Annotated in this window: 16 protein-coding genes, 8 tRNA genes and 1 pseudogene; 21 read left to right on the forward strand and 4 right to left on the reverse strand. The window is 56.5% G+C overall.

From position 1 onward, the window contains the following. The first annotated feature begins 81 nt into the window (after positions 1-81). The 9 genes from E4T21_RS03410 (at position 82) to E4T21_RS03450 (ending at position 8221) form a co-directional block, all read left to right on the forward strand. Positions 82-157 (forward strand) — tRNA-Val (locus E4T21_RS03410). A 56-nt stretch (positions 158-213) separates the two neighbouring features. Continuing rightward, positions 214-290, forward strand: a tRNA-Asp gene (locus tag E4T21_RS03415). 26 nt (positions 291-316) lie between these two features. After that, positions 317-393 (forward strand) — tRNA-Asp (locus tag E4T21_RS03420). A gap of 57 nt (positions 394-450) precedes the next feature. Next, positions 451-527 (forward strand) — tRNA-Val (locus E4T21_RS03425). Between the two features lie 3 nt (positions 528-530). Beyond that, positions 531-607: transfer RNA gene (locus E4T21_RS03430), tRNA-Asp, on the forward strand. Positions 608-791: 184 nt separating this feature from the next. Then, positions 792-2828, forward strand: coding sequence for an NADPH-dependent 2,4-dienoyl-CoA reductase (locus E4T21_RS03435; protein WP_149283534.1), 2037 nt, complete (start codon positions 792-794; stop codon positions 2826-2828). Positions 2829-3185: 357 nt separating this feature from the next. Continuing rightward, on the forward strand, positions 3186-5108 hold the full coding sequence (locus tag E4T21_RS03440) for a PrkA family serine protein kinase (RefSeq protein ID WP_149283536.1): 1923 nt from the start codon (positions 3186-3188) through the stop codon (positions 5106-5108). A gap of 212 nt (positions 5109-5320) precedes the next feature. After that, entirely contained in the window at positions 5321-6607 is a 1287-nt protein-coding gene (locus tag E4T21_RS03445; protein ID WP_149283538.1) for a YeaH/YhbH family protein, read from the forward strand. A 48-nt stretch (positions 6608-6655) separates the two neighbouring features. Continuing rightward, on the forward strand, positions 6656-8221 hold the full coding sequence (locus tag E4T21_RS03450) for a SpoVR family protein (RefSeq protein ID WP_149283540.1): 1566 nt from the start codon (positions 6656-6658) through the stop codon (positions 8219-8221). Between the two features lie 10 nt (positions 8222-8231). Here the strand turns inward: E4T21_RS03450 and E4T21_RS03455 are convergent, their stop codons facing one another. Further along, positions 8232-8597, reverse strand: coding sequence for a high-potential iron-sulfur protein (locus E4T21_RS03455; protein ID WP_338036113.1), 366 nt, complete (start codon positions 8595-8597; stop codon positions 8232-8234). 176 nt (positions 8598-8773) lie between these two features. On the opposite strand from E4T21_RS03455, the gene E4T21_RS03460 reads away from it, so the two are divergent. After that, a complete protein-coding gene (locus E4T21_RS03460; protein ID WP_149283542.1) occupies positions 8774-9049 on the forward strand; it encodes an Lrp/AsnC family transcriptional regulator in 276 nt (91 codons plus the stop codon). A gap of 238 nt (positions 9050-9287) precedes the next feature. Further along, positions 9288-10148 carry a DNA/RNA non-specific endonuclease gene (locus E4T21_RS03465; RefSeq protein WP_149283544.1) on the forward strand — a complete coding sequence of 287 codons (861 nt, stop codon included), beginning with the start codon at positions 9288-9290 and terminating at the stop codon, positions 10146-10148. Between the two features lie 290 nt (positions 10149-10438). Here E4T21_RS03465 and E4T21_RS03470 read toward each other — a convergent pair. From E4T21_RS03470 to E4T21_RS03480, 3 genes are all read right to left on the reverse strand, one after another. Next, positions 10439-10525 (reverse strand) — tRNA-Leu (locus tag E4T21_RS03470). A gap of 78 nt (positions 10526-10603) precedes the next feature. Then, positions 10604-10690 (reverse strand) — tRNA-Leu (locus tag E4T21_RS03475). Between the two features lie 74 nt (positions 10691-10764). Then, positions 10765-10851, reverse strand: a tRNA-Leu gene (locus tag E4T21_RS03480). 240 nt (positions 10852-11091) lie between these two features. Here E4T21_RS03480 and rnr point away from each other — a divergent pair. From rnr to E4T21_RS03530, 10 genes and pseudogenes are all read left to right on the forward strand, one after another. Further along, positions 11092-13611 carry a ribonuclease R gene (gene rnr, locus E4T21_RS03485; RefSeq protein WP_149283546.1) on the forward strand — a complete coding sequence of 840 codons (2520 nt, stop codon included), beginning with the start codon at positions 11092-11094 and terminating at the stop codon, positions 13609-13611. 5 nt (positions 13612-13616) lie between these two features. Next, positions 13617-14423, forward strand: coding sequence for a 23S rRNA (guanosine(2251)-2'-O)-methyltransferase RlmB (rlmB, locus tag E4T21_RS03490; protein WP_420827723.1), 807 nt, complete (start codon positions 13617-13619; stop codon positions 14421-14423). Between the two features lie 95 nt (positions 14424-14518). Beyond that, a complete protein-coding gene (gene rpsF / locus E4T21_RS03495; protein ID WP_420827734.1) occupies positions 14519-14872 on the forward strand; it encodes a 30S ribosomal protein S6 in 354 nt (117 codons plus the stop codon). 32 nt (positions 14873-14904) lie between these two features. Continuing rightward, on the forward strand, positions 14905-15132 hold the full coding sequence (gene rpsR / locus E4T21_RS03500) for a 30S ribosomal protein S18 (protein ID WP_016853668.1): 228 nt from the start codon (positions 14905-14907) through the stop codon (positions 15130-15132). A 10-nt stretch (positions 15133-15142) separates the two neighbouring features. Next, positions 15143-15994: a hypothetical protein gene (locus tag E4T21_RS03505; RefSeq protein WP_149283549.1), complete on the forward strand. Its 852-nt coding sequence runs from the start codon at positions 15143-15145 to the stop codon at positions 15992-15994. A 15-nt stretch (positions 15995-16009) separates the two neighbouring features. Continuing rightward, positions 16010-16346: pseudogene (gene rplI, locus E4T21_RS03510) on the forward strand (50S ribosomal protein L9). 392 nt (positions 16347-16738) lie between these two features. After that, a complete protein-coding gene (locus E4T21_RS03515) occupies positions 16739-18211 on the forward strand; it encodes a carbon starvation CstA family protein (RefSeq protein ID WP_149283551.1) in 1473 nt (490 codons plus the stop codon). 138 nt (positions 18212-18349) lie between these two features. After that, positions 18350-19738, forward strand: coding sequence for a replicative DNA helicase (gene dnaB / locus E4T21_RS03520; protein WP_149283553.1), 1389 nt, complete (start codon positions 18350-18352; stop codon positions 19736-19738). Positions 19739-19837: 99 nt separating this feature from the next. After that, entirely contained in the window at positions 19838-20131 is a 294-nt protein-coding gene (locus E4T21_RS03525; protein WP_149283555.1) for a hypothetical protein, read from the forward strand. A gap of 133 nt (positions 20132-20264) precedes the next feature. Next, on the forward strand, positions 20265-20567 hold the full coding sequence (locus tag E4T21_RS03530; protein ID WP_149287014.1) for a DUF6482 family protein: 303 nt from the start codon (positions 20265-20267) through the stop codon (positions 20565-20567). Positions 20568-20656 lie beyond the last annotated feature (89 nt).

Below are 20656 nucleotides of genomic sequence, written 5' to 3' on the forward strand. Positions count from 1 at the left end.
AGCCAGCGAAGTGAACAGTAATTGAAAAAAACGCGTTGACATCATTCCGGGGTTCTGTAGAATGCAGCGCCACGTGACCAGGGGTGGTTAGCTCAGTTGGGAGAGCACCAGCCTTACAAGCTGGGGGTCACAGGTTCGAACCCTGTACCACCCACCATCACGCAAGTGATGCCCAGGAAACGTAAGAGTTGTAATAGTGTTGTGATGTCATGCGGACCGGTAGTTCAGTTGGTTAGAATGCCGGCCTGTCACGCCGGAGGTCGCGGGTTCGAGCCCCGTCCGGTCCGCCATCATCGCTCTCGCTATATCATCAAGTGGACCGGTAGTTCAGTTGGTTAGAATGCCGGCCTGTCACGCCGGAGGTCGCGGGTTCGAGTCCCGTCCGGTCCGCCATGATGATCCCTCGTAACAGGGCCAAAGTTACACAGCAGCAAATCAAGTGTGATACATGGGTGATTAGCTCAGTTGGTTAGAGCACCAGCCTCACATGCTGGGGGTCACTGGTTCGAATCCGGTATCACCCACCATGCGGACCGGTAGTTCAGTTGGTTAGAATGCCGGCCTGTCACGCCGGAGGTCGCGGGTTCGAGTCCCGTCCGGTCCGCCATACACACGCTGCAAGATTTCCGACCCGATGCTTTCATGCATCGGGTTTTTTGCGTGTGCGCGTTATACGTATGAAGGGTGGCAAGGCGTTAACGACTATCATACAGTTGTTTGAATTTGGTTGGCGCCATCATGGTGTGAGTGGATCATCTTTGGGTGAGCGCTACCGAGTTCAATGACAACTCATGAGTTCGTTCGAGGGCCTTGCCGTGGCAGCTTATCCTCATTTGTTCCAGCCGATCACGCTGGGTCATCTGCAATTACCCAATCGTGTGCTGATGGGATCAATGCACACCAACCTGGAAGAAATGCCTGGTGGTTTCGAACGGTTGGCAGCCTTCTATGTCGAGCGTGTCCGGCATGGTGTCGGATTGATTGTGACGGGAGGTATCTCTCCCAATGCCGAAGGTGTGCTGGTGCAGGGGGCTTCGGTGCTCGATAGTGATGAGCAGCTCAACAGTCACCGGCAACTGACTGATAGCGTGCAGCGTGAGGGCGGGCGTCTGCTGCTGCAGATTCTGCATGCCGGCCGTTATGGTTATTCACCACAATCGGTGGCGCCATCGCCGATTCAGGCGCCCATCAATCCATTCATGCCTCGGGAATTGAGTGGTGCTGACGTCGAGAAACAGATTGCGGACTATGTCCGATGTGCCACCTTGGCTCAGAAGGCAGGATATGACGGGATCGAGGTGATGGGCTCGGAAGGGTACCTGATCAACCAGTTCATCTGCCGCAGGACCAATCAGCGTAGTGATCGCTGGGGCGGCAGCTTCGACAATCGTATTCGCTTCCCGGTAGAGATCGTGCGCCGTATCCGTGAAGCGGTTGGGCATGATTTTGTCGTGGTCTTTCGCTTGTCGATGATTGACCTGGTGGAAGAAGGGAGTACTGCCGAGGAGGTCATTGCTCTGGGGCGGGCGGTGGAGGCGGCAGGTGCCGATGCCATCAACACGGGCATCGGGTGGCACGAAGCCCGGGTGCCTACCATCGTGACCAGTGTGCCGCGGGCTGCTTTCACTGAAGTCTCTCACCGGGTTCGTGATGCTGTATCCATTCCGCTGATCACGACGAACCGCATCAATATGCCGGAAGTTGCCGAGAGAGTACTGGCCGAAGGGCATGCGGACATGGTGTCCATGGCTCGCCCTCTGCTGGCCGATGCTGCCTGGCTGGACAAGGCGAGAAAGGGGGAGAGTCGTGAAATCAATACCTGCATTGCCTGTAATCAGGCCTGCCTTGATCATACTTTTCAGGGCAAGCTGACTTCCTGCCTGGTCAATCCAAGGGCCTGTCATGAAACGGAAATCGTGCTGGAGCCTACTGGGTCTCCTGTGAATGTTGCCGTTGTCGGCGGAGGCCCTGCTGGGCTTGCTGTCGCAACGACAGCGGCAGAACGCGGTCATCATGTGACGCTGTTCGAACGCCAGAATGAGTTGGGTGGCCAGTTCAATTTTGCACGCAAGATTCCAGGCAAAGAGGAATTCAACGAAACCTTGCGCTACTTCCGCGTCATGCTGAGCAAGGCGGGCGTTGATGTTCGCCTGGGCTGTGATGCGGATATCGAGATGCTTGGCGGGTTTGATCGAGTTGTGCTGGCGACCGGGGTGCGGCCGCGTCAGCTCGAATTGCCCGGGGCGGATCACCCCTGCGTGTTGAGCTATGCCGAAGCCATTGCAGCGCCTGAGAAAGTAGGAAAAAGGGTGGCAATCATCGGTGCAGGAGGAATCGGCTTCGACGTGGCTGAACTCTTGACCCACACTGAATCAGGTGAAGATCCTGTGGCGCAGTGGTGCGATGAGTGGGGCGTCGACCTGTCGGTCAGCGAACCAGGTGGACTCAAGCCGCCTCAGCGGCCGGACACGCCGCGCCAAGTGTTTCTGTTGCAGCGCAAGACTTCCAAACCGGGTAAAGGGCTGGGCACGTCCACTGGCTGGGTGCATAGAGCCTCTTTGCGCCATCGTGGCGTTGAAGCCTTGGCTGGCTGTGAATATCTGCATATCGATGATCAAGGCCTGCATCTGCAGGTGGCCGGAGAGCCGCGTATATTGGCGGTCGATAGCGTTGTGGTATGTGCCGGCCAGGAGTCCGTGCGTGATCTGCTTGCACCTCTGGAAAGGCTCGGTGTCAGGGTGGATGTCATTGGTGGGGCGGATAAGGCAGCAGAACTGGATGCCAAGCGAGCCATCAATCAAGGGGTGCGGCTTGCCGCTGAAATGTAGGCTGGTCGCAGGCCTGTGCAAGAGAGGTGTCTGCTCCCGGATACGCTGGTAGGGAGACACGCTTTTGCATTACCGTACATGTTGGGGCGTTGGACAGATTTGGGCAGGCAGCGGAGAAGCTTTGTTCAGGGGTGTTTTTTCCTTCAGAACCGAGGGTTTTCTGATCTGGAATGAAACACTCCGCTTTGGTTGAGTTCTTATAGGTAAGGGATGGGTAGCAGGTAGCGACGAAGGAGAAAAGGGAACTCAGCGTTGAATCGCGTTTGGCTAATACTGTTCTACGCTGAAAGTAGCCCCGGTGAAAGTTCGTCAAGGAAGGATTGCTGTAGCCGGGAGTCGGGCAAACAGGAGGCTTCGATGAGTATCTTTGACCACGTGCAGAACCGTTACGCTCGTATTCAGCAGGAAGAGATGTCCTTGCAGGAGTACCTTGAGCTCTGCCGTCAGGATCCGTCCGCCTATGCCAGCGCGGCGGAGCGCATGCTGGAGGCCATCGGTGAGCCCGAGGTAATCGACACGGCCAAAGATTCACGGCTGGCACGGATCTTTTCCAATAAGGTCATTCGTCGGTACCCGGCGTTCAGCGAATTCCATGGCATGGAGGAGGCGATCGAGCAGATTGTTTCCTATTTCCGTCATGCGGCTCAGGGGTTGGAGGAAAAGAAACAGATTCTGTATTTGCTGGGGCCGGTGGGGGGAGGTAAGTCGTCCTTGGCTGAGCGCCTCAAGCTGCTGATGGAGCATGTACCTTTCTATGCAATCAAGGGGTCTCCCGTGCATGAGTCCCCCCTTGGGCTGTTCTCGCCGGAGGAGGATGGCGAGTTGCTGGAGAAGGAATACGGCATTCCGCAACGTTATCTGCGTAGTGTGATGTCGCCCTGGGCAGCCAAGCGCCTGCGGGAAGCCGGAGGCGATATTTCCGAGTTCCGGGTGGTGCGCCTGTATCCATCGCGTCTCAATCAGATCGCCATTTCCAAGACCGAGCCCGGTGACGAAAACAACCAGGATATCTCTTCCCTGGTGGGCAAGGTCGATATCCGTCAACTTGAGATGTACTCCCAGGATGACCCGGATGCCTACAGCTTTTCCGGCGGCCTGTGCCGAGCCAACCAGGGCCTGATGGAGTTCGTCGAGATGTTCAAGGCGCCGATCAAGGTGCTGCATCCGCTGCTGACGGCAACCCAGGAAGGCAACTACAACCCCACTGAAGGCATGGGCGCGATTCCTTTTGATGGCATCGTGCTGGCTCACTCCAATGAGAGCGAGTGGCAGGCATTCCGCAACAACCGGAACAACGAGGCGTTCCTTGACCGGGTCTATATCGTCAAGGTGCCTTACTGCCTGCGGGTCAGTGAAGAAATCAAGATCTACCAGAAGCTGCTTGAGCACTCTTCTCTCAATCAGGCGCCCTGTGCCCCGGACACCTTGCGCATGCTGGCGCAGTTCACTGTGCTTTCGCGACTCAAGGAGCTGGAGAATTCCAGCGTCTATTCCAAGATGAGGATCTACGACGGCGAGAACCTCAAGGATACCGATCCCAAGGCCAAGTCGATCCAGGAGTATCGTGACAGTGCGGGTGTCGATGAAGGCATGAATGGTCTGTCCACGCGTTTTGCCTTCAAGATCCTGTCCAAGGTATTCAATTTCGACAATGTCGAAGTGGCTGCCAACCCGGTGCATCTGCTCTACGTGCTCGAGCAACGCCTGGAGCAGGAACAGCTGCCGAAGGAAACCTTCGAGCGTTACCTGCGCTACATCAAGGAGTTCCTGGCGCCGCGCTATGTCGACTTCATCGGCAAGGAGATCCAGACCGCCTACCTCGAATCCTATTCCGAGTATGGTCAGAACATCTTCGACCGCTATGTCACCTATGCCGACTTCTGGATCCAGGATCAGGAATATCGCGACCCGGAAACCGGTGAACTGTTCGATCGTCAGTCTCTCAATGATGAACTGGAGAAGATCGAAAAGCCTGCGGGTATCTCCAATCCCAAGGATTTTCGTCACGAAGTCGTCAACTTCGTGCTCCGGGCGCGCGCCCAGAATCATGGCATGAACCCGGGGTGGCAGTCTTACGAGAAGCTGCGTGGTGTCATCGAACACAAGATGTTTGCCAATACCGAGGAGTTGTTGCCGGTCATCTCGTTCAATGCCAAGGCGTCTTCCTCGGATATCAAGAAGCACGAAGACTTTGTAGCGCGGATGGTGGAGCGTGGATACACCGAGAAGCAGGTGCGACTGCTGTCTGAGTGGTATCTGCGGGTGCGCAAGTCGCAATAGCGGCGCTGTGAGCGAGCGAGGAGACTACTGACAAACGTTGCGAGCGATGATCAGACAAGGCGAAATCGGCCAAGAGAGCGTGGTTTACAAGGGCTGAATGAGCATCTTGAGGCTGATTTCAACGCAGAATGATCGAACGCAGTAGTGTGTCGGCAGTCTCCGGGGCGGCAATGCCGCCCTGCAGACCAAGTACACTGCGCACAGGAGGTCGAATGACCTACTTCATCGATCGTCGGGCTAACGCCAAGAACAAGAGTGCGGTGAACCGCCAGCGGTTTCTTGACCGCTACCGCACTCATATCAAGCGTTCTGTGGAAGAGGCGGTCAATCGCCGCTCCATCACCGACATGGAGCGTGGTGAGAAAGTGTCGATTCCCACTCGAGACATTTCCGAACCCGTCTTTCAGCATGGATCGGGAGGGCAGCGTTCGATCGTTGCTCCAGGCAATCGTGAGTTTCAGGAAGGTGACAAGCTGCGCCGCCCGGGAGGTGGTGGCGGAGGCGGGGGAGGGAGCGGAGAAGGCGGCGCTTCCAATCAGGGGGAAGGCATGGATGAATTTGCCTTTACCCTGACGCGAGAGGAGTTCCTCGAGTTCGTGTTCGATGGCCTTGAGTTGCCGCACCTGGAGCGCAAGCCGTTGGTGGATCTCGAGGAAGTGCGGCCTGTGCGTGCGGGGGTATCTCGTGATGGGGTGCCTGCGCGAATCAACATTGTCCGTTCCATGCGTGAGGCGCATGCTCGGCGTATCGCCATGCGCGCCCCCATTCGGCGTGCCCTGCGTGAAGCCCAGGAGGCTTTGTCAGAGGAGGAGCGCAAGGATCCTGTGCTGCGTAATCCGGCTCGTATCCAGGAGCTCAAGGATGAGATCGAGCATCTGCAGAAGCGTCTGGAGTCAGTGCCTTTCATTGATACTTACGACCTGCGTTACAACCATCTGGTCAATCAACCCCAGCCATCCAGCAAGGCTGTCATGTTCTGCATCATGGATGTATCCGGATCCATGACGCAGGCCCACAAGGACATCGCCAAGCGTTTCTTTCTTCTGTTGTACCTGTTTCTGGAACGTAGCTACGAGCGGGTCGAACTGGTTTTCGTGCGCCATCACACGGCTGCCAAAGAGGTCGATGAAGAAGAATTTTTCTATTCGCGTGAAACGGGGGGCACCATCGTATCCAGTGCTCTGACGTTGGTTGACGAGATCATTGCCAAGCGCTACCCGCCTGCCCAGTGGAACCTTTATGTGGCTCAGGCTTCGGATGGCGATAACTGGGACGATGATTCGGTCAACTGTCGTGAGTTGCTGATGGGCTCGCTGATGGCGCGTCTGCAGTACTTCACCTACGTGGAGATTACCCCTCATGCCCACCAGGCGCTGTGGGAGGAGTACGAGCGGGTTGAAGCAACCTATCCAGATCGTTTCGCCATGCGCCAGATCATTGAGCCAGGCGATATCTATCCGGTGTTCAGGGAACTGTTCAAGCGCCGAGCCGAGAGTTGAGGTGCTTGTTGCCAAGGATGAGGTTCGGGATCACAGGAGAATAGCCCCATGAGCAAGGTCGCCAAACGTCGTGCCAAGCCCATTGCCAAGGGCTCTGACTGGAGCTTCGATGTTCTTTCCGAGTATGAGGCCGAGATTGCTCGCCTCGCCGATGAATATCGACTCGACACCTATCCCAATCAGATCGAGATCATTACCACTGAGCAGATGATGGATGCCTATGCCAGTGTTGGCATGCCGGTCGGTTATCATCACTGGTCATTCGGCAAGCAGTTTCTCGCTGTAGAACAGGCCTACCGGCGAGGGCAGATGGGGCTGGCCTATGAGTTGGTGATCAACTCGGACCCTTGCATTGCCTATCTGATGGAAGAAAACACCCTGATGATGCAGGTCCTGGTCATGGCGCATGCATGTTATGGCCACAATTCCTTCTTCAAGGGAAATTATCTGTTCCGTACCTGGACGGATGCCTCATCGATTGTCGATTATCTGGTGTTTGCTCGGAAGTATCTGAGTCAGTGTGAGGAGCGGCATGGTGTGCAGGCGGTAGAGCAACTGCTGGATGCCTGCCATGCGCTGCAGAACTATGGGGTTGATCGCTACAAGCGGCCATCACCGATATCGCCAGAGGAAGAGGCGCGCCGCCAGGAAGAGCGAGAGGTCTATCTGCAGGCCCAGGTCAATACATTGTGGCGCACGATTCCTAGCCCGGAGCTGGGTGGAATTGCGGCGCCCGGTGCTTCCGATGATGATCCTCTCGGCCTGCACGATGGTCGGCGCTATCCGCCTGAGCCTCAGGAAAACCTGCTTTATTTCATTGAAAAGAATGCACCTCTGCTGGCGCCATGGCAGCGGGAGGTGGTGCGTATCGTCCGCAAGTTGGCACAATACTTCTATCCTCAGCGCCAGACCCAGGTAATGAATGAGGGCTGGGCGACCTTCTGGCACTACACCTTGATGAACCGTCTTTACGAAGATGGATCGGTGGATGAAGGGCTGATGTTAGAGTTTCTGCAGTCCCACACCGCCGTCGTCAGTCAGCCTTCTTTCGAGAGTCCTTACTTCAATGGCATCAACCCTTACACGCTGGGCTTTGCCATCTACTCGGATCTGCGTCGTATCTGCGAGACTCCCAGTGATGAGGATCGCGAGTGGTTCCCTGACATTGTGGATAGTGACTGGCGTGAGACATTGAACTTTGCCATGCGCAACTTCAAGGACGAGTCTTTTATCCAGCAGTTCCTGTCACCCAAGGTGATCCGCGACCTCAAGCTGTTCCAGGTCGTTGATGACGACCAGGAGGAAATGCTGGAGGTGACGGCGATTCATAACGAGCGCGGTTATCGCCGTATTCGTGATGCGCTCTCTGCTCAATACGCTCTATCGGTGAAGGAGCCCAATATTCAGGTCTATGAAGCGGATATTCGTGGCGATCGTTCCCTGACTCTGCGACATGTCCAGGATCACCGTCGGCCTTTGGCGCGCAGTGTCTATCCTGTGATGCGTCACCTTCACCAGTTGTGGGGATTTCCGGTGCGGCTTGAGTCCTTGGAAGGTAACGAGGTGGTACGCAGTTATCATTGGCCTCTGCGAGAGGCAGACGAGGACAAGTGACGAGAAGGTGTCAACCGTTCCAGGCCTGACACCAGCCTTCCGGGGCTACCCTGTTCTGTGGGAATAGCTGGCAACCTGCGCTATCTGCATCGAAGAACATGCAGTTGGCGCAGGTGCGATCTTTTTTCCAGGCATCGTGACCACGGGCCTTGCCGGCCTTGTCGACATAGCCCAGTGCTTGAGCCTGAGGGCTGCTGGGATCCAGTAGCGGCAGATCTGCGGCAAGGGCGCGACTCGATAGTATTCCTGCTCCCAGGGGGAGTGCAGTAATAGCGAGCAGTCCATGGCGGATGAACTCGCGACGAGTGATAGGTGGCATGTCCAGGTTCTCCTCATCCATCTCCAGCATTTTTCTGGATGCTACGGCTGCGTTCATGACGACGCCTTTTGCCTGATCATACCGTATTGCGTTACGCCAGAATGGTAACATGCACGAAATTTCACTGTTGATGCCTGCGAGAGAGGGACGCTGATATACTCATTGGCGATGATAACCCTATGCCATTATCGCGGTGGGTCGATGGTGGTGCGCCAGCCGACAGGAGTGCGGTCATGCAGAATGCAGTAATTCTGATTAATACCGAGAAGGGGCAGGTCAAGGCGGTTGCCGAGCGTCTGGCTGAGGTTGAAGGTATCAGTGAGGTCTACTCCACCTGTGGTCGCTATGACTTGGTTGCGATTGCTCGCACCCGGGATTTCGAGACACTTGCCGAGCTGGTGACTGAGCGTCTCAATGCCGTGGAAGGAATCGCAGATACTGAAACGCTCAATGCCATGCAGGTGCATTCCCGCCATGATCTGGAGACCATGTTTTCTCTGGGCTGGTGATATCTGTGCCGGGCGGCACAGAGTGTAGTCCCGTGGCCTGCCCTTTATCTGGGAGATTTCCTTGCTGCCCCGGAAGCCTTTTTCGTTAGAGGTTTTCCGGGGCGCGCTGTTTTGTGAGATGCTATATGCGTATCTGCTAGTACTTTGAAATTATTGCTGCTTTTTGAAAGCAGCATGTTTTTGAAAGCAGCTCGGTTTTATGAAGCCGCCGGTGTTTGGGGTTGAGAGTGTCTCACGTATGAATCTGGATCTTTCCCTGTCTCGTGCCTTGCCGCGACCGCGTAACTTTTTCGCATGTCTGATCATGGTGGTGGCTGGTACTGTGGTGTGGCATACCACAGAGCAGGGCTATCGTGAGCGCATGAGCTGGATGGGGGTGACGGAATGGCAGCAGCCGAACCCGCTTACCTTTGCACGTGGCCTGCGTAATCATGGTTATCTGGTTGGCTGGTCGGATATTCGTGTTGGCGCCCTTTGGTCGAGCTATATGCTCACTGAGGATGGAAATACCAACATCGGGCCTCGTCCTGAGTTCCGTCGTGACTGGCGGACATTATGGCCGGTCGCTACCGATAGCTATTCGGGTAGTGGATATGATCGTGGTCACCTGGCCCCCAATTATGCGATGGCGGTGACAGGGGGTGAGAGCGCTCAGAATGACAGCTTCTTGATGAGCAACATGCTGCCGCAGAAGCCTAATCTGAATCGCCAGTTATGGCAGCGCCTGGAAGCCGTGGTAATGGATTATTTCCTGCCTCGCTTTGGCAAGTTGCAGGTCATTACAGGTCCTGTCTATGCGCCATTGAGCCTGAACAGTTTGCTGGATCGGGTGGGTTTCGTGGAAGTGCCTGAAGCCTTCTACAAGATCATTGTTGTACCCGGAGAGACGCCGCTGGCGGTAGCCTTCATCATGCCTCAGGAAGTGAGGGGGGATGAGTCGTTGAAAGGCTATCTGGTCAGTATTGATGAGGTGGAGGCGCGTACCGGTCTCAATTTTCTGCCAGAGTTGCCGGAAAACCAGGAGGCTGCCTGGGAGGCATCGGCAGGAGTGGGTGATTGGGGGCTATCGAAGGTGGCGACGTTACCGTCACGTTTCTGAGGAGCTCCTGATTAACTTGAGGAACTTCTGATTAACAGCCTTGCGAGTGCCGATCACGGCGGTGCGCGGTGCGAAGCCGGGTGCGGTATTCGGGCATGGATGGTATTCGGGAGTGGATGGTATTCGGGAGTGGTCGAGAGAGGGGGTAGAAGAAGGGTGAGTAGATAGAGGGGGCAGAAACGGTTTTTTCAGGCACAAAAAAAACCGCGTCAATGCGCGGTGGTCTCTTTGCTACTGAATGCTTTCACTACTGAATATTGCTGCTGGTTCGTCTATCTCATGACAGGAAATGGTGCCCAGGAGAGGACTTGAACCTCCACGTCCATAAGGACACTAGCACCTGAAGCTAGCGCGTCTACCAATTCCGCCACCTGGGCCTGTCATGACTTGCAACTGCCATATCAACATCAGTCAGCATCGCTACACCGTGGTCGTCTCTCGCATCAACGAGAGTTTGGTGCCCAGGAGAGGACTTGAACCTCCACGTCCATAAGGACACTAGCACCTGAAGCTAGCGCGTCTACCAATTCCGCCACCTGGGCGAACACGGCAATGCTGAAATCTGTGCTGATAAAGAGCATGGCGATAGTGTATCGCCGTGATTCCGAAGAATCTATGGTGCCCAGAAGAGGACTTGAACCTCCACGTCCATAAGGACACTAGCACCTGAAGCTAGCGCGTCTACCAATTCCGCCATCTGGGCAAGTGGCGCGTATGTTACCGAATCTTCGGCACAATGCAAGCCCTTAGTCGCGAGTTTCAGCAAGATTTTTCAGGCCCCCCATTCCACATTATCCAGTGAATAAAGGTCGTCGATAGTTGGGTGTGTCTGCAGCCAGCGCTATACTGCGCCCATGATCAATGAAATGAATGAAAAGATACTCGCGCGCCAGGGTGCCGGCGCCTGGTTCTCATCTCCGACACCGTCAAGGATGCCCGCCGCATGACTCACTGGACGCTAGACAGCGACTCCTATGCCAGCCGCGAAGCTCACAAGTACGATAAACCCGCCCCTTCCCGTGAATATCTTCTTGGCCGCCTTGAGGACATCGGCAAGCCGATCACTCACGAGGCCATGAGTGATTTACTGGGGCTGGATGATGAGGATCTGCGTGAAGCCGTACGTCGACGGCTTGCCGCCATGGAGCGTGATGGGCAGGTGCTGCGCAATCGTCGGGGCGCCTATGCGCTGATCGACAAGCTCGATCTGATCAAAGGCAAAGTGCTGGGCCATCGTGATGGCTTTGGCTTTCTGCTTCGTGACGATGGCAAGAAACCCGATCTGGTAATGCCGCCGCGTCAGATGCGCCGGGTATTCCATGGCGACCATGTACTGGTGCGCGTCAGTGGTCGGGATCGCCGAGGACGCGATGAGGCCACCGTGGTAGAAGTTCTGGCTCGTAACACGCAGACGATCGTGGGTGTGTATCGAGAGAACACCTCCGAATTCGGCGTGCTGATCCCCGAGAATCTGCGTATCACCCAGGAAGTCATCATCCCTCATAGTGCCTGTGGTGGGGCGCGCGATGGCCAGGTGGTCTCGGCACGTATCGTCAAGCAGCCGGACACCCGGGTACAGCCGGTGGGTGAAGTCGTCGAGGTGCTCGGCGAGCGTATGGATCCCGGTATGGAAATTGATATTGCCCTGCGCAGCTACGAGATTCCTGCGGAGTTTCCTCCGGAAGTCATGGATCAGATCGCCTCCATGTCGGCGGAAGTGGCCGAACAAGACAAGCTGCATCGTGTGGACCTGCGTGACAAGCCTCTGGTGACGATCGACGACGAGACCGCCAAGGACTTCGATGATGCGGTCTGCGCATACAAGACACGCTCTGGCAGTTGGAAGCTATTGGTGGCTATCGCCGATGTTTCTCATTATGTGCGTTCGAATAGTCCTCTCGACGAGGAAGCCATCGCCAGGGGCAACTCGGTGTACTTCCCGGGGCAGGTGGTGCCGATGCTGCCGGAGCTGCTGTCCAATGGCCTGTGCTCCCTTAATCCGGGAGTGGACCGCCTGGCCATGGTCTGCGAGCTGAATATTTCCAAGAGCGGCAATATCAGTCGCTATCGTTTTTATGAAGCTGTGTTCCGCTCTCATGCGCGCCTGACCTATAACAAGGTGGCGGCCATCCTTCAGGATGAAGGCGAGGAAGGTGAAGCGTTGCGCCGGGAGTACAAGGCCCTGGTGCCATCACTGAAGAACCTCTTCAGCCTGTACAAGCTGCTGCGCCAGGCGCGTACCGAGCGTGGGGCCATCGACTTCGAGACCACCGAAACGGCGATCCTCTTCAATGAGGAGCGCAAGATCGAAAAGATCGTGCCGCGTTCGCGCAACGATGCCCACAAGATTATTGAGGAGTGCATGCTTGCGGCTAACGTGGCTACGGCGCGTTTCCTCGACAAGCATGACTTGCCAGCGCTGTACCGCATTCATGAGGGGCCCAGTGCTGAGCGCCTGGACAAGCTGCGTCTGTTCCTCAATGAAATCGGCATGTCACTTGGCGGGGGGGATGATCCTACGCCCCAGGATTATCGTGACCTGGCCGAGGCCATCAAGGATCGTGAAGACGCCGACATCATTCAGACGGTGATGCTGCGTTCCATGAGCCAGGCGGTGTATTCACCGCACAATGAAGGCCATTTCGGCCTGGCTTATCCGGCCTATGCCCACTTCACCTCGCCGATTCGTCGCTATCCGGATCTGCTGGTCCACCGCGCCATTCGTTCGGTCATTCGTGGGCCGCGCCAGACCAGTACGGTGCTGCGTGTCGATGGTGCTCCCGTAGAGCCGCCAAGCACGTGGTGTCCTTACACCTTCGAGCAGATGCTGGAGCTGGGGGAGCACTGCTCGATGACGGAGCGCCGTGCTGACGATGCTACGCGCGATGTGGAAGGCTGGCTCAAGTGCGAGTTCATGTCCGACAAGCTTGGTGAGGTCTATGACGGCACCATTGCCTCTGTCACCCAGTTCGGTATCTTCGTGCGCCTTGACGAAGTCTATGTTGAAGGGCTGGTGCACGTTACCTCGTTGCCTTCGGATTATTACCATTACGAGCCGGAGAAGCATCGCCTCAAGGGGGAGCGTACCGGGATCAGTTATCGTCTTGGGGATGGTGTGACAGTGCAGGTGGCGCGGGTCGACCTGGACGAGCGCAAGATCGACTTTGAACTTACCGACGGGCAGCCCCGCCCCAGGCGCAAGCCTCGCAAGCGGCGCGGCTCAGAAGCGACTGTGGCGGATGGCAAGAGCAAATCGAGCACGCCTGCGAAATACTCCAGGCCCAGCAAGTCACGCCGAGGGAAAACTGCCCAGAGCGGAGTGGATAAAACTGCCCAGAGCGGGGTGGGAAAAGCCGCCCAGAGCGGGGTGGGTGAAACTGCCCAGAGTGATGCCGATAAAGCCGCCAAGAGCGGTACTGAAAAGAAAACACGTCGGCGGCGGTCGCGTCGTAGCAAGAGGTAGAGGCCGTGGCCAACAGTAACAAACGTCAACAGCAACGTCGTCGAAGTGCTTCTCCGGCGACGCCCGGTGGACTTGACAGTGTATTTGGAGTGCATGCAGTGCGTGCCCTCATCGAGCGCGGAGAGTCTCCGCGTGAGGTATGGGTGCAGGATGGTGACGCAGAGCGTCGTCTGGCGGACTTGATCGATACGCTTCGTTCCCGAGGGGCACGAATACGCCATGTCCCACGCGATGAGCTGGATCGCCTGTCTCAGGGGGCATCTCATCAAGGGGTAGTGGCTTTTGTTCCCCCATTGGTGCCGGAGAGCGAAGAAGTCCTCTGGCATCAACTCAAGGCCTGGAAGCGTGACACACCTCCATTGTTGTTGATCCTTGATGGTGTCACCGATGTGCATAACGTTGGGGCATGCCTGCGTAGCGCTGATGCTGCCGGTGTGCATGGTGTCATTGTGCCCAAGGACCGCGCAGCTCCCTTGAATGCCACGGTGCGAAAAGTGGCCTGCGGGGCGGCCGAAAGTGTTCCTGTCTATCAGGTGACCAATCTGGCGCGTGCGCTGGCCAAGCTCAAGGACATGGGAGTATGGATCACGGGGACCGCCGGCGAGGCCGAAAGCAGTCTGTTCGAGGCTGATTTCAGTGGGCCTACGGCGCTGGTCATGGGGGCCGAAGGCAAGGGCATGCGGCGTTTGACCCGCGAGGCCTGTGACACCCTGGTCAAGCTGCCCATGGCGGGGCAGGTGTCGAGCTTGAACGTGTCGGTAGCTACAGGCATCTGCTTGTTCGAGGTGGTACGGCAGCGCTTGCCCCAATAGGGGCGCTCCTATAGAATACTTGCGCCCGTGCGTCCTGCGCGGGCGCGTCCGTATACGGACGTTGCTTTTATAACTTTAGGCAATAGCCCGAGAAGCTGCGATGCGTCCATCCGGACCAGAGTGAGCAGGTTCCGGCCATGGTCGAGCGCTACACCAGCATCGTGACCGAGAATGCCGGTACTGTTCATCGTCTCGAGGATTGGGGCCGTCGTCACCTGGCTTACCCGATCAACAAGATCCACAAGGCTCACTACGTGCTGATGAACGTTGAAGCCAGCGGCGAGACTATCGAGGAAATCGAGAACATCTTCCGCTTCAACGATGCCATCATTCGTAGCTTGGTGGTGCGCTGCAAGGAAGCCATCACTGAAGCGTCTCCGATGATGAAACCGGTGGAAGAGAAGCGTGCCCGTCGCGAAGAAAAGCCGCGCACCGCTGAATCCGCCTAAGTCGCTCATCGCACGTTATAAGGAGTCTACCCATGGCACGTTTTTTCCGTCGCCGTAAGTTCTGCCGTTTCACCGCTGAAGGCGTGAAGCAGATCGACTACAAGGATCTGGACACGCTCAAGGCCTACATCACCGAGACCGGCAAGATCGTTCCCAGCCGTATCACCGGTACCAAGGCCCGTTATCAGCGCCAGCTGTCTACCGCGATCAAGCGCGCTCGCTATCTGGCTCTGCTGCCCTATACCGATAGCCACCAGTAAGCGTTAGTCGATGCTTGCTATCGCGCGATGGGCGATGAAGGGCGCGCCTCAGGCTGCTCTGGTCGCTTTGCTGGCTTCTGCAATTCCGTGGCTGTTCTGGTTCGGCAGCGCCATTGCCGCTTTGGTCACTTTGCGGCGCGGCATGTCCTCCGGACTTCCTGTCATTGCCGCAGCAGCCATTCCTGCGGGATGGTGGTGGACCCAGGGTGATCCGATTCCCTTGGCAACCACGCTGCTGGCAATACTGATGGCCATTGTGCTGCGCTCTCGCATGCGCTGGGGCGAGGCACTCATCGTCGGCGCCCTGGCAGGTGCAGTGATGATTCAGCTGGGAGTGTTCTTGCCTCGGGCAGACACGGCCATGCTGCTGGAAGAATTGCGTCAGAGCTCTACTGAGCTCAGCGCGTTTCTTGATGATCTGGCTGCCAGTGGCGTCGATGCCAAGACGCTGGCGGAGTTGCTGATCAGCGGTGTTACAGGGCTGGTAGTCATGCTGGCTGCTGTGGCATGCCTGGTGCTGGCACGTAGCTGGCAAGCAGGGCTCTACAACCCGGGCGGTTTCCGGGAAGAGTTCCATGCATTGCGCCTCAGCATTCGGGAACTGGTGTTCCTGGTGGTATTGCTGGTCGCAGGTGCTGTGCTGGGGCTACCAGGGTTGGGCATGCTGGCCTGGATACCGCTGCTGATGGCAGGCATTGGACTGATACACGGTGTGGTTGGACGTAAGGGGATGAACGGGTTGTGGCTGGTCGCGTTCTATGTGCTGCTGATCACCACCTGGCCCATGATTCTCATCGTGCTGGTCGTGGCCATGATTGACACCTTCGCGGATTTTCGCAGGCGTCTGGGCCACGACAACTGATAAGAGGTTTACGAGATGGAAGTCATTCTGCTCGACAACATTGGCAAGCTGGGCGGTCTTGGTGACAAGGTCACCGTCAAGCCTGGTTATGGCCGTAACTACTTGGTTTGGCCCAGCCTTGAAGCTCAGGCTGCTGCCTGAGCTGCCGGTTGCTGGCGACGAAGGCAAGCTGTTCGGTTCCATCGGTCCGCGTGATCTGGCAGAAGCCATTTCCAGCGCCGGGCTCGAAGTGGCCAAGAGCGAAGTGCGCATGCCGGAAGGTCCGATTCGCCAGACTGGCGAGTACGACATCGTCCTGCACCTGCACGCTGAAGTCGATGCCACCGTTCGTGTAGTGGTTGTTGCCGAGTAAGGCAAGCCTCGTTCACGATGGTGCAAAGGGCGCGGGAGTTTCTCTCGCGCCCTTTGTTTTGTGCATTTTATGAACCGCTTTCATATCCCTCTGATGAAGTTCTTCCCGGTTTTATCTTGGCGCTGTTTTCACCACTTCCAGCGCGCCAGGCCATCTTGATCGGTCTCTCCTGTCATTTTGTATATTTTGTTTGTTTTATATTAATGCCTATTTATCAGGCCTCTCGGTGCCGGGGGTGGGTGCAGAATCAAGCATTTGCGACCAAAGTATAGCTGCTTGGTATTAGCAACCTAAGTAGATTGCCCCCTGCTCGTGGACTGGGCCAATCACTGCCCAGTATCTTTCACGCCGTCTGCACGTATCGAGCGGCGGCCGTCTCAGAGGGTGCCTGGATGATTACCTTCATCACCGCAATCCTGCTTCTGGTTGTGGGCTATTTCACTTATGGCAAGTTCGTGGAACGTGTTTTCGTCACGGACCGCAAGAGACCCACTCCGGCGTTTACGATGCGCGACGATGTCGATTACCTGCCGATGAACTCTGCGCGCAACTCTCTGATCCAGCTTTTGAACATTGCGGGTGTTGGTCCTATTTTCGGGCCGATTCTGGGGGCGCTCTACGGGCCAGTCGCTTTTCTGTGGATTGTCATTGGCTGCATTTTTGCCGGTGCCGTTCACGACTATCTGACTGGCATGATCTCGATCCGTAACCACGGTGCTCACTTGCCTCAGCTGGCCGGCAAGTTCCTGGGCAAGACCATGAAGCATGTGGTCAATGGTTTTGCGGTTCTGTTATTGCTGCTGGTGGGAACTGTCTTCGTGACGTCGCCTGCTGCCTTGCTGCAAAGCATGACACCTTTCTCCCTGACGCTGATCATTGGCGCCATCTTCGCCTATTACCTGTTGGCAACGCTGCTGCCCATCGACAAGATCATCGGACGCATCTATCCGTACTTCGGTGCTTTGTTACTGATTAGTGCGGCAGGCATCGGTATCGGTCTCGTAGTGACGGGAGCTCCAATTCCTGAGCTGTCACTGCAGAACATGCACCCTGAAGGTGCTCCTATCTTTCCGCTGCTGTTCCTGACGATTTCCTGCGGTGCCTTGTCCGGCTTTCATGCAACACAGACGCCCATCATTTCGCGTACCACCGAGAATGAAGACAACGGTCGCAAGATCTTTTACGGCATGATGATCGCTGAAGGGATCATCGCGATGATCTGGGCTGCTGCGGCGATGAGCCTGTTCCATGGCGATCATAGCCTGTCGGCCGTGCTGGCAGCAGGTGGTCCTGCTGCGGTGGTCAGTGAGGTTTCCATCTCCATGCTGGGCGCCATTGGCGGCACGCTTGCAATACTGGGCGTCATCGTGCTGCCGATCACCTCTGGTGATACGGCCTTCCGCAGTGCGCGGATGATCATTGCCGACTATCTCAAGATCGACCAGAAGCCTCTGGTCAAGCGCTTGATGGTAGCGGCTCCTTTGTTCGTGGCTTCCTATGCGCTGACCCATATCGACTTCACCCTGCTGTGGCGCTACTTCTCCTGGGCCAACCAGACGACAGCTGTCATCGCCTTGTGGGTCGGTACCATGTACCTGGTGCTGGCGCGCAAGCCTCACCTGATCACCTCTATCCCTGCCGTGTTCATGACCATGGCGACCTTCACCTACCTGGCCTATGCGCCGATTGGCTTTGGCCTGTCGTTGCAGGTCAGTTATGTGGTGGCCGCACTTGGCACGCTGCTGTGTATCGCCTTGTTCATGAAGCGCGTGCGTCGCTTGAGTGGTGGCATCTTCGCCGTGGATGAACCTGCACAGCCTCCTCGTGATTCTCTGAAAGGCTCTGAGCTATCGACTGCCAACTGATATTGCGTAGGGAGTCACGGAGTCAAACCCTCTGCCTTGTGGCAGAGGGTTTTTGCGTTTTCGGGCGAGAGAGGCTCGCTTCGGGTAGAATGAGCCAGCCCGAATTTTTCCGTTTGTCATCGCCAAGGTAATGAGTGCATGAGTGAGGTCCAGGAACTCGACCAGGAAGCCGCTGCGCTGAAGGTACCGCCACATTCTCTCGAAGCCGAGCAGTCAGTGCTCGGAGGCTTGATGCTCGACAACCAAGCTTGGGATGGTATCGCCGATCGCCTGGCTGCTGGTGATTTCTATCGTTACGAGCATCGTCTGATTTTCAACGCCATGGTGGCGCTGGCGGAAGGCAGTCAACCTTTGGATGTGGTGACTCTGTCGGAAGCTCTGGAGGCGCGAGACCAGTTGGACACGGTGGGAGGTCTGGCGTATCTGGCGGAACTGGCGCGAAATACCCCCTCAGCGAGCAACATACGCGCTTATGGCGACATCGTTCGCGAGCGAGCGACATTACGCAAGTTGATTCAGGCCGCCAATCAGATCGCAGAAAGTGCTTTCGCCCCCAATGGCCGAGGCTCCGATGAGCTGGTCAACGAAGCCGAGCGTCTGGTGTTCCAGATCAGCGAGGATCGTCCCAAGGCGGGAGGGCCGATCGGCATGAGTGAACTGCTGACCAAGGCGGTCGACCGCATTGATGAGCTGTTCAACATGAAGGGGGCGATGACGGGGTTGTCCACGGGGTTCCGCGATCTTGATGAAATGACATCCGGCCTTCAGCCTTCGGATCTGGTTATCGTCGCTGGACGTCCTTCGATGGGCAAGACGACCTTTGCCATGAATCTGGTGGAACATGCCGTGGTATCCAGCGACAGGCCGGTCGTCGTGTTTTCCATGGAGATGCCGGCGGAATCCATCATGCTCAGGATGCTGTCATCCCTGGGGCGTATCGACCAGACACGAGTACGTAGTGGCCAGTTGGAAGATGAAGATTGGCCGCGCCTGACGTCTGCGGTCAACCTGCTCAAGGACAAGCAGCTCTTCATCGACGATACCGCCGCGTTGTCTCCCAATGAGATGCGCTCCCGGGTACGGCGGATCGTGCGTGAGCATGGCAACCTGGCCATGATCATGATCGACTACCTGCAGTTGATGCAGGTACCTGGCTTCTCCGAGAACCGTACCGGTGAAATCTCCGAGATCTCTCGTTCTCTCAAGGGATTGGCCAAGGAGTTCGCATGCCCGGTGATTGCGCTTTCCCAGCTTAACCGCTCGCTCGAGCAGCGTCCCAACAAGCGCCCGGTAATGTCTGACCTGCGGGAATCTGGCGCTATTGAGCAGGATGCTGACTTGATTGGTTTCGTCTATCGCGATGAGGTCTACAATCCGGATAATCCCGATAACAAGGGACTGGCGGAATTCATCATCGGTAAGCAGCGTAATGGCCCGATCGGGGCTGTGCACATGGCCTTCATCGGTAAGTACACTCGTTTTGAAGACTTGGCGCCGGATGCGTATGGCGATACCTTCGGCGAGTAAGAGGTAACCTCGTTCTTGAAAGGCTGCATTGCGCATTGTGCACAGGATCGTATAATCCCGCTCCTTTCCTTTTTCCCACCCAATCTGGAGGTTTATCCCATGGCAGGCGGATTTCGACGCGGTAACCGGCAGCGCGCGCCCAAACTGGAGGCCCGTGGAGTATTGGCGTCTGCGGAAAGAGAAGGGCCTTTCAAAGAATGGCTGGGCATGCCTGACCTGTATCGCTATCACCTGGTGGTAGACGGTGTCGATTACAGCTATCAGACGGAAGATGCTGAACTCCCCGTACAAGTCGGCGACAAGGTCGTGTTTCGCTACAAGGAAACCAAAGCGGGCAAGTGGGTCGACCGCAATTCTCTGGGCAAGGCAATTGATCCTTCGGAGTATCAGTAACCCGAGGCCAGATAATTTCTCTTGCTCATGACCTGCATCAACAGCCTTGATGTCATTGTTCTGTCACTCTGCAGCTCTAGTCTGTACGCCAGGCTAAAAGACGAGAACAGCGAAAAGTAAGGTGATGGACATGATGGAACTTCATGAGCTTCAAAATTTTGTAGAAGGGCAGCACCATTTTGAAATCCGGGTGATCGGCTCTTCCACCAGCCGTTTCTATCAGGTTGAACTGGAAGATATGGAAGGGGGGCGTCACAGCCTGTGTCGCAGTGGCAAACCTGTACTGTTCCGCTCTCTGGAGGATGTCTATCTGGAGCTCAAGCGGGCCGGTATCCACCAGGCCTACCTGGTGCAGCAGGTTGCTGAGGATGAACTGGTCGGTCGCAGTACACACTACCTGGCGCCCCTGGCCTCACGTACTCCCCTGGCATTCTGAGCGTTGTCCAGTTATTGATACCCGCCATCGTGGCCATGATGGAATCCAATTCGAGGCAGGCGTCCGCGAGTGATATTCTTGCGGCTCTA

Source organism: Halomonas binhaiensis, from assembly GCF_008329985.2.
Classification (GTDB): Bacteria; Pseudomonadota; Gammaproteobacteria; order Pseudomonadales; family Halomonadaceae; genus Halomonas; species Halomonas binhaiensis.

Bases quoted from the DNA above. Each gene is read 5' to 3' on its own strand.
- E4T21_RS03435 (WP_149283534.1), top strand. From the start codon at position 792: ATGAGTTCGTTCGAGGGCCTTGCCGTGGCAGCTTATCCTCATTTGTTC.
- E4T21_RS03440 (WP_149283536.1), top strand. From the start codon at position 3,186: ATGAGTATCTTTGACCACGTGCAGAACCGTTACGCTCGTATTCAGCAG.
- E4T21_RS03445 (WP_149283538.1), top strand. From the start codon at position 5,321: ATGACCTACTTCATCGATCGTCGGGCTAACGCCAAGAACAAGAGTGCG.
- E4T21_RS03450 (WP_149283540.1), top strand. From the start codon at position 6,656: ATGAGCAAGGTCGCCAAACGTCGTGCCAAGCCCATTGCCAAGGGCTCT.
- E4T21_RS03455 (WP_338036113.1), bottom strand. From the start codon at position 8,597: ATGAACGCAGCCGTAGCATCCAGAAAAATGCTGGAGATGGATGAGGAG.
- E4T21_RS03460 (WP_149283542.1), top strand. From the start codon at position 8,774: ATGCAGAATGCAGTAATTCTGATTAATACCGAGAAGGGGCAGGTCAAG.
- E4T21_RS03465 (WP_149283544.1), top strand. From the start codon at position 9,288: ATGAATCTGGATCTTTCCCTGTCTCGTGCCTTGCCGCGACCGCGTAAC.
- rnr (WP_149283546.1), top strand. From the start codon at position 11,092: ATGACTCACTGGACGCTAGACAGCGACTCCTATGCCAGCCGCGAAGCT.
- rpsR (WP_016853668.1), top strand. From the start codon at position 14,905: ATGGCACGTTTTTTCCGTCGCCGTAAGTTCTGCCGTTTCACCGCTGAA.
- E4T21_RS03505 (WP_149283549.1), top strand. From the start codon at position 15,143: ATGCTTGCTATCGCGCGATGGGCGATGAAGGGCGCGCCTCAGGCTGCT.
- E4T21_RS03515 (WP_149283551.1), top strand. From the start codon at position 16,739: ATGATTACCTTCATCACCGCAATCCTGCTTCTGGTTGTGGGCTATTTC.
- dnaB (WP_149283553.1), top strand. From the start codon at position 18,350: ATGAGTGAGGTCCAGGAACTCGACCAGGAAGCCGCTGCGCTGAAGGTA.
- E4T21_RS03525 (WP_149283555.1), top strand. From the start codon at position 19,838: ATGGCAGGCGGATTTCGACGCGGTAACCGGCAGCGCGCGCCCAAACTG.
- E4T21_RS03530 (WP_149287014.1), top strand. From the start codon at position 20,265: ATGGAACTTCATGAGCTTCAAAATTTTGTAGAAGGGCAGCACCATTTT.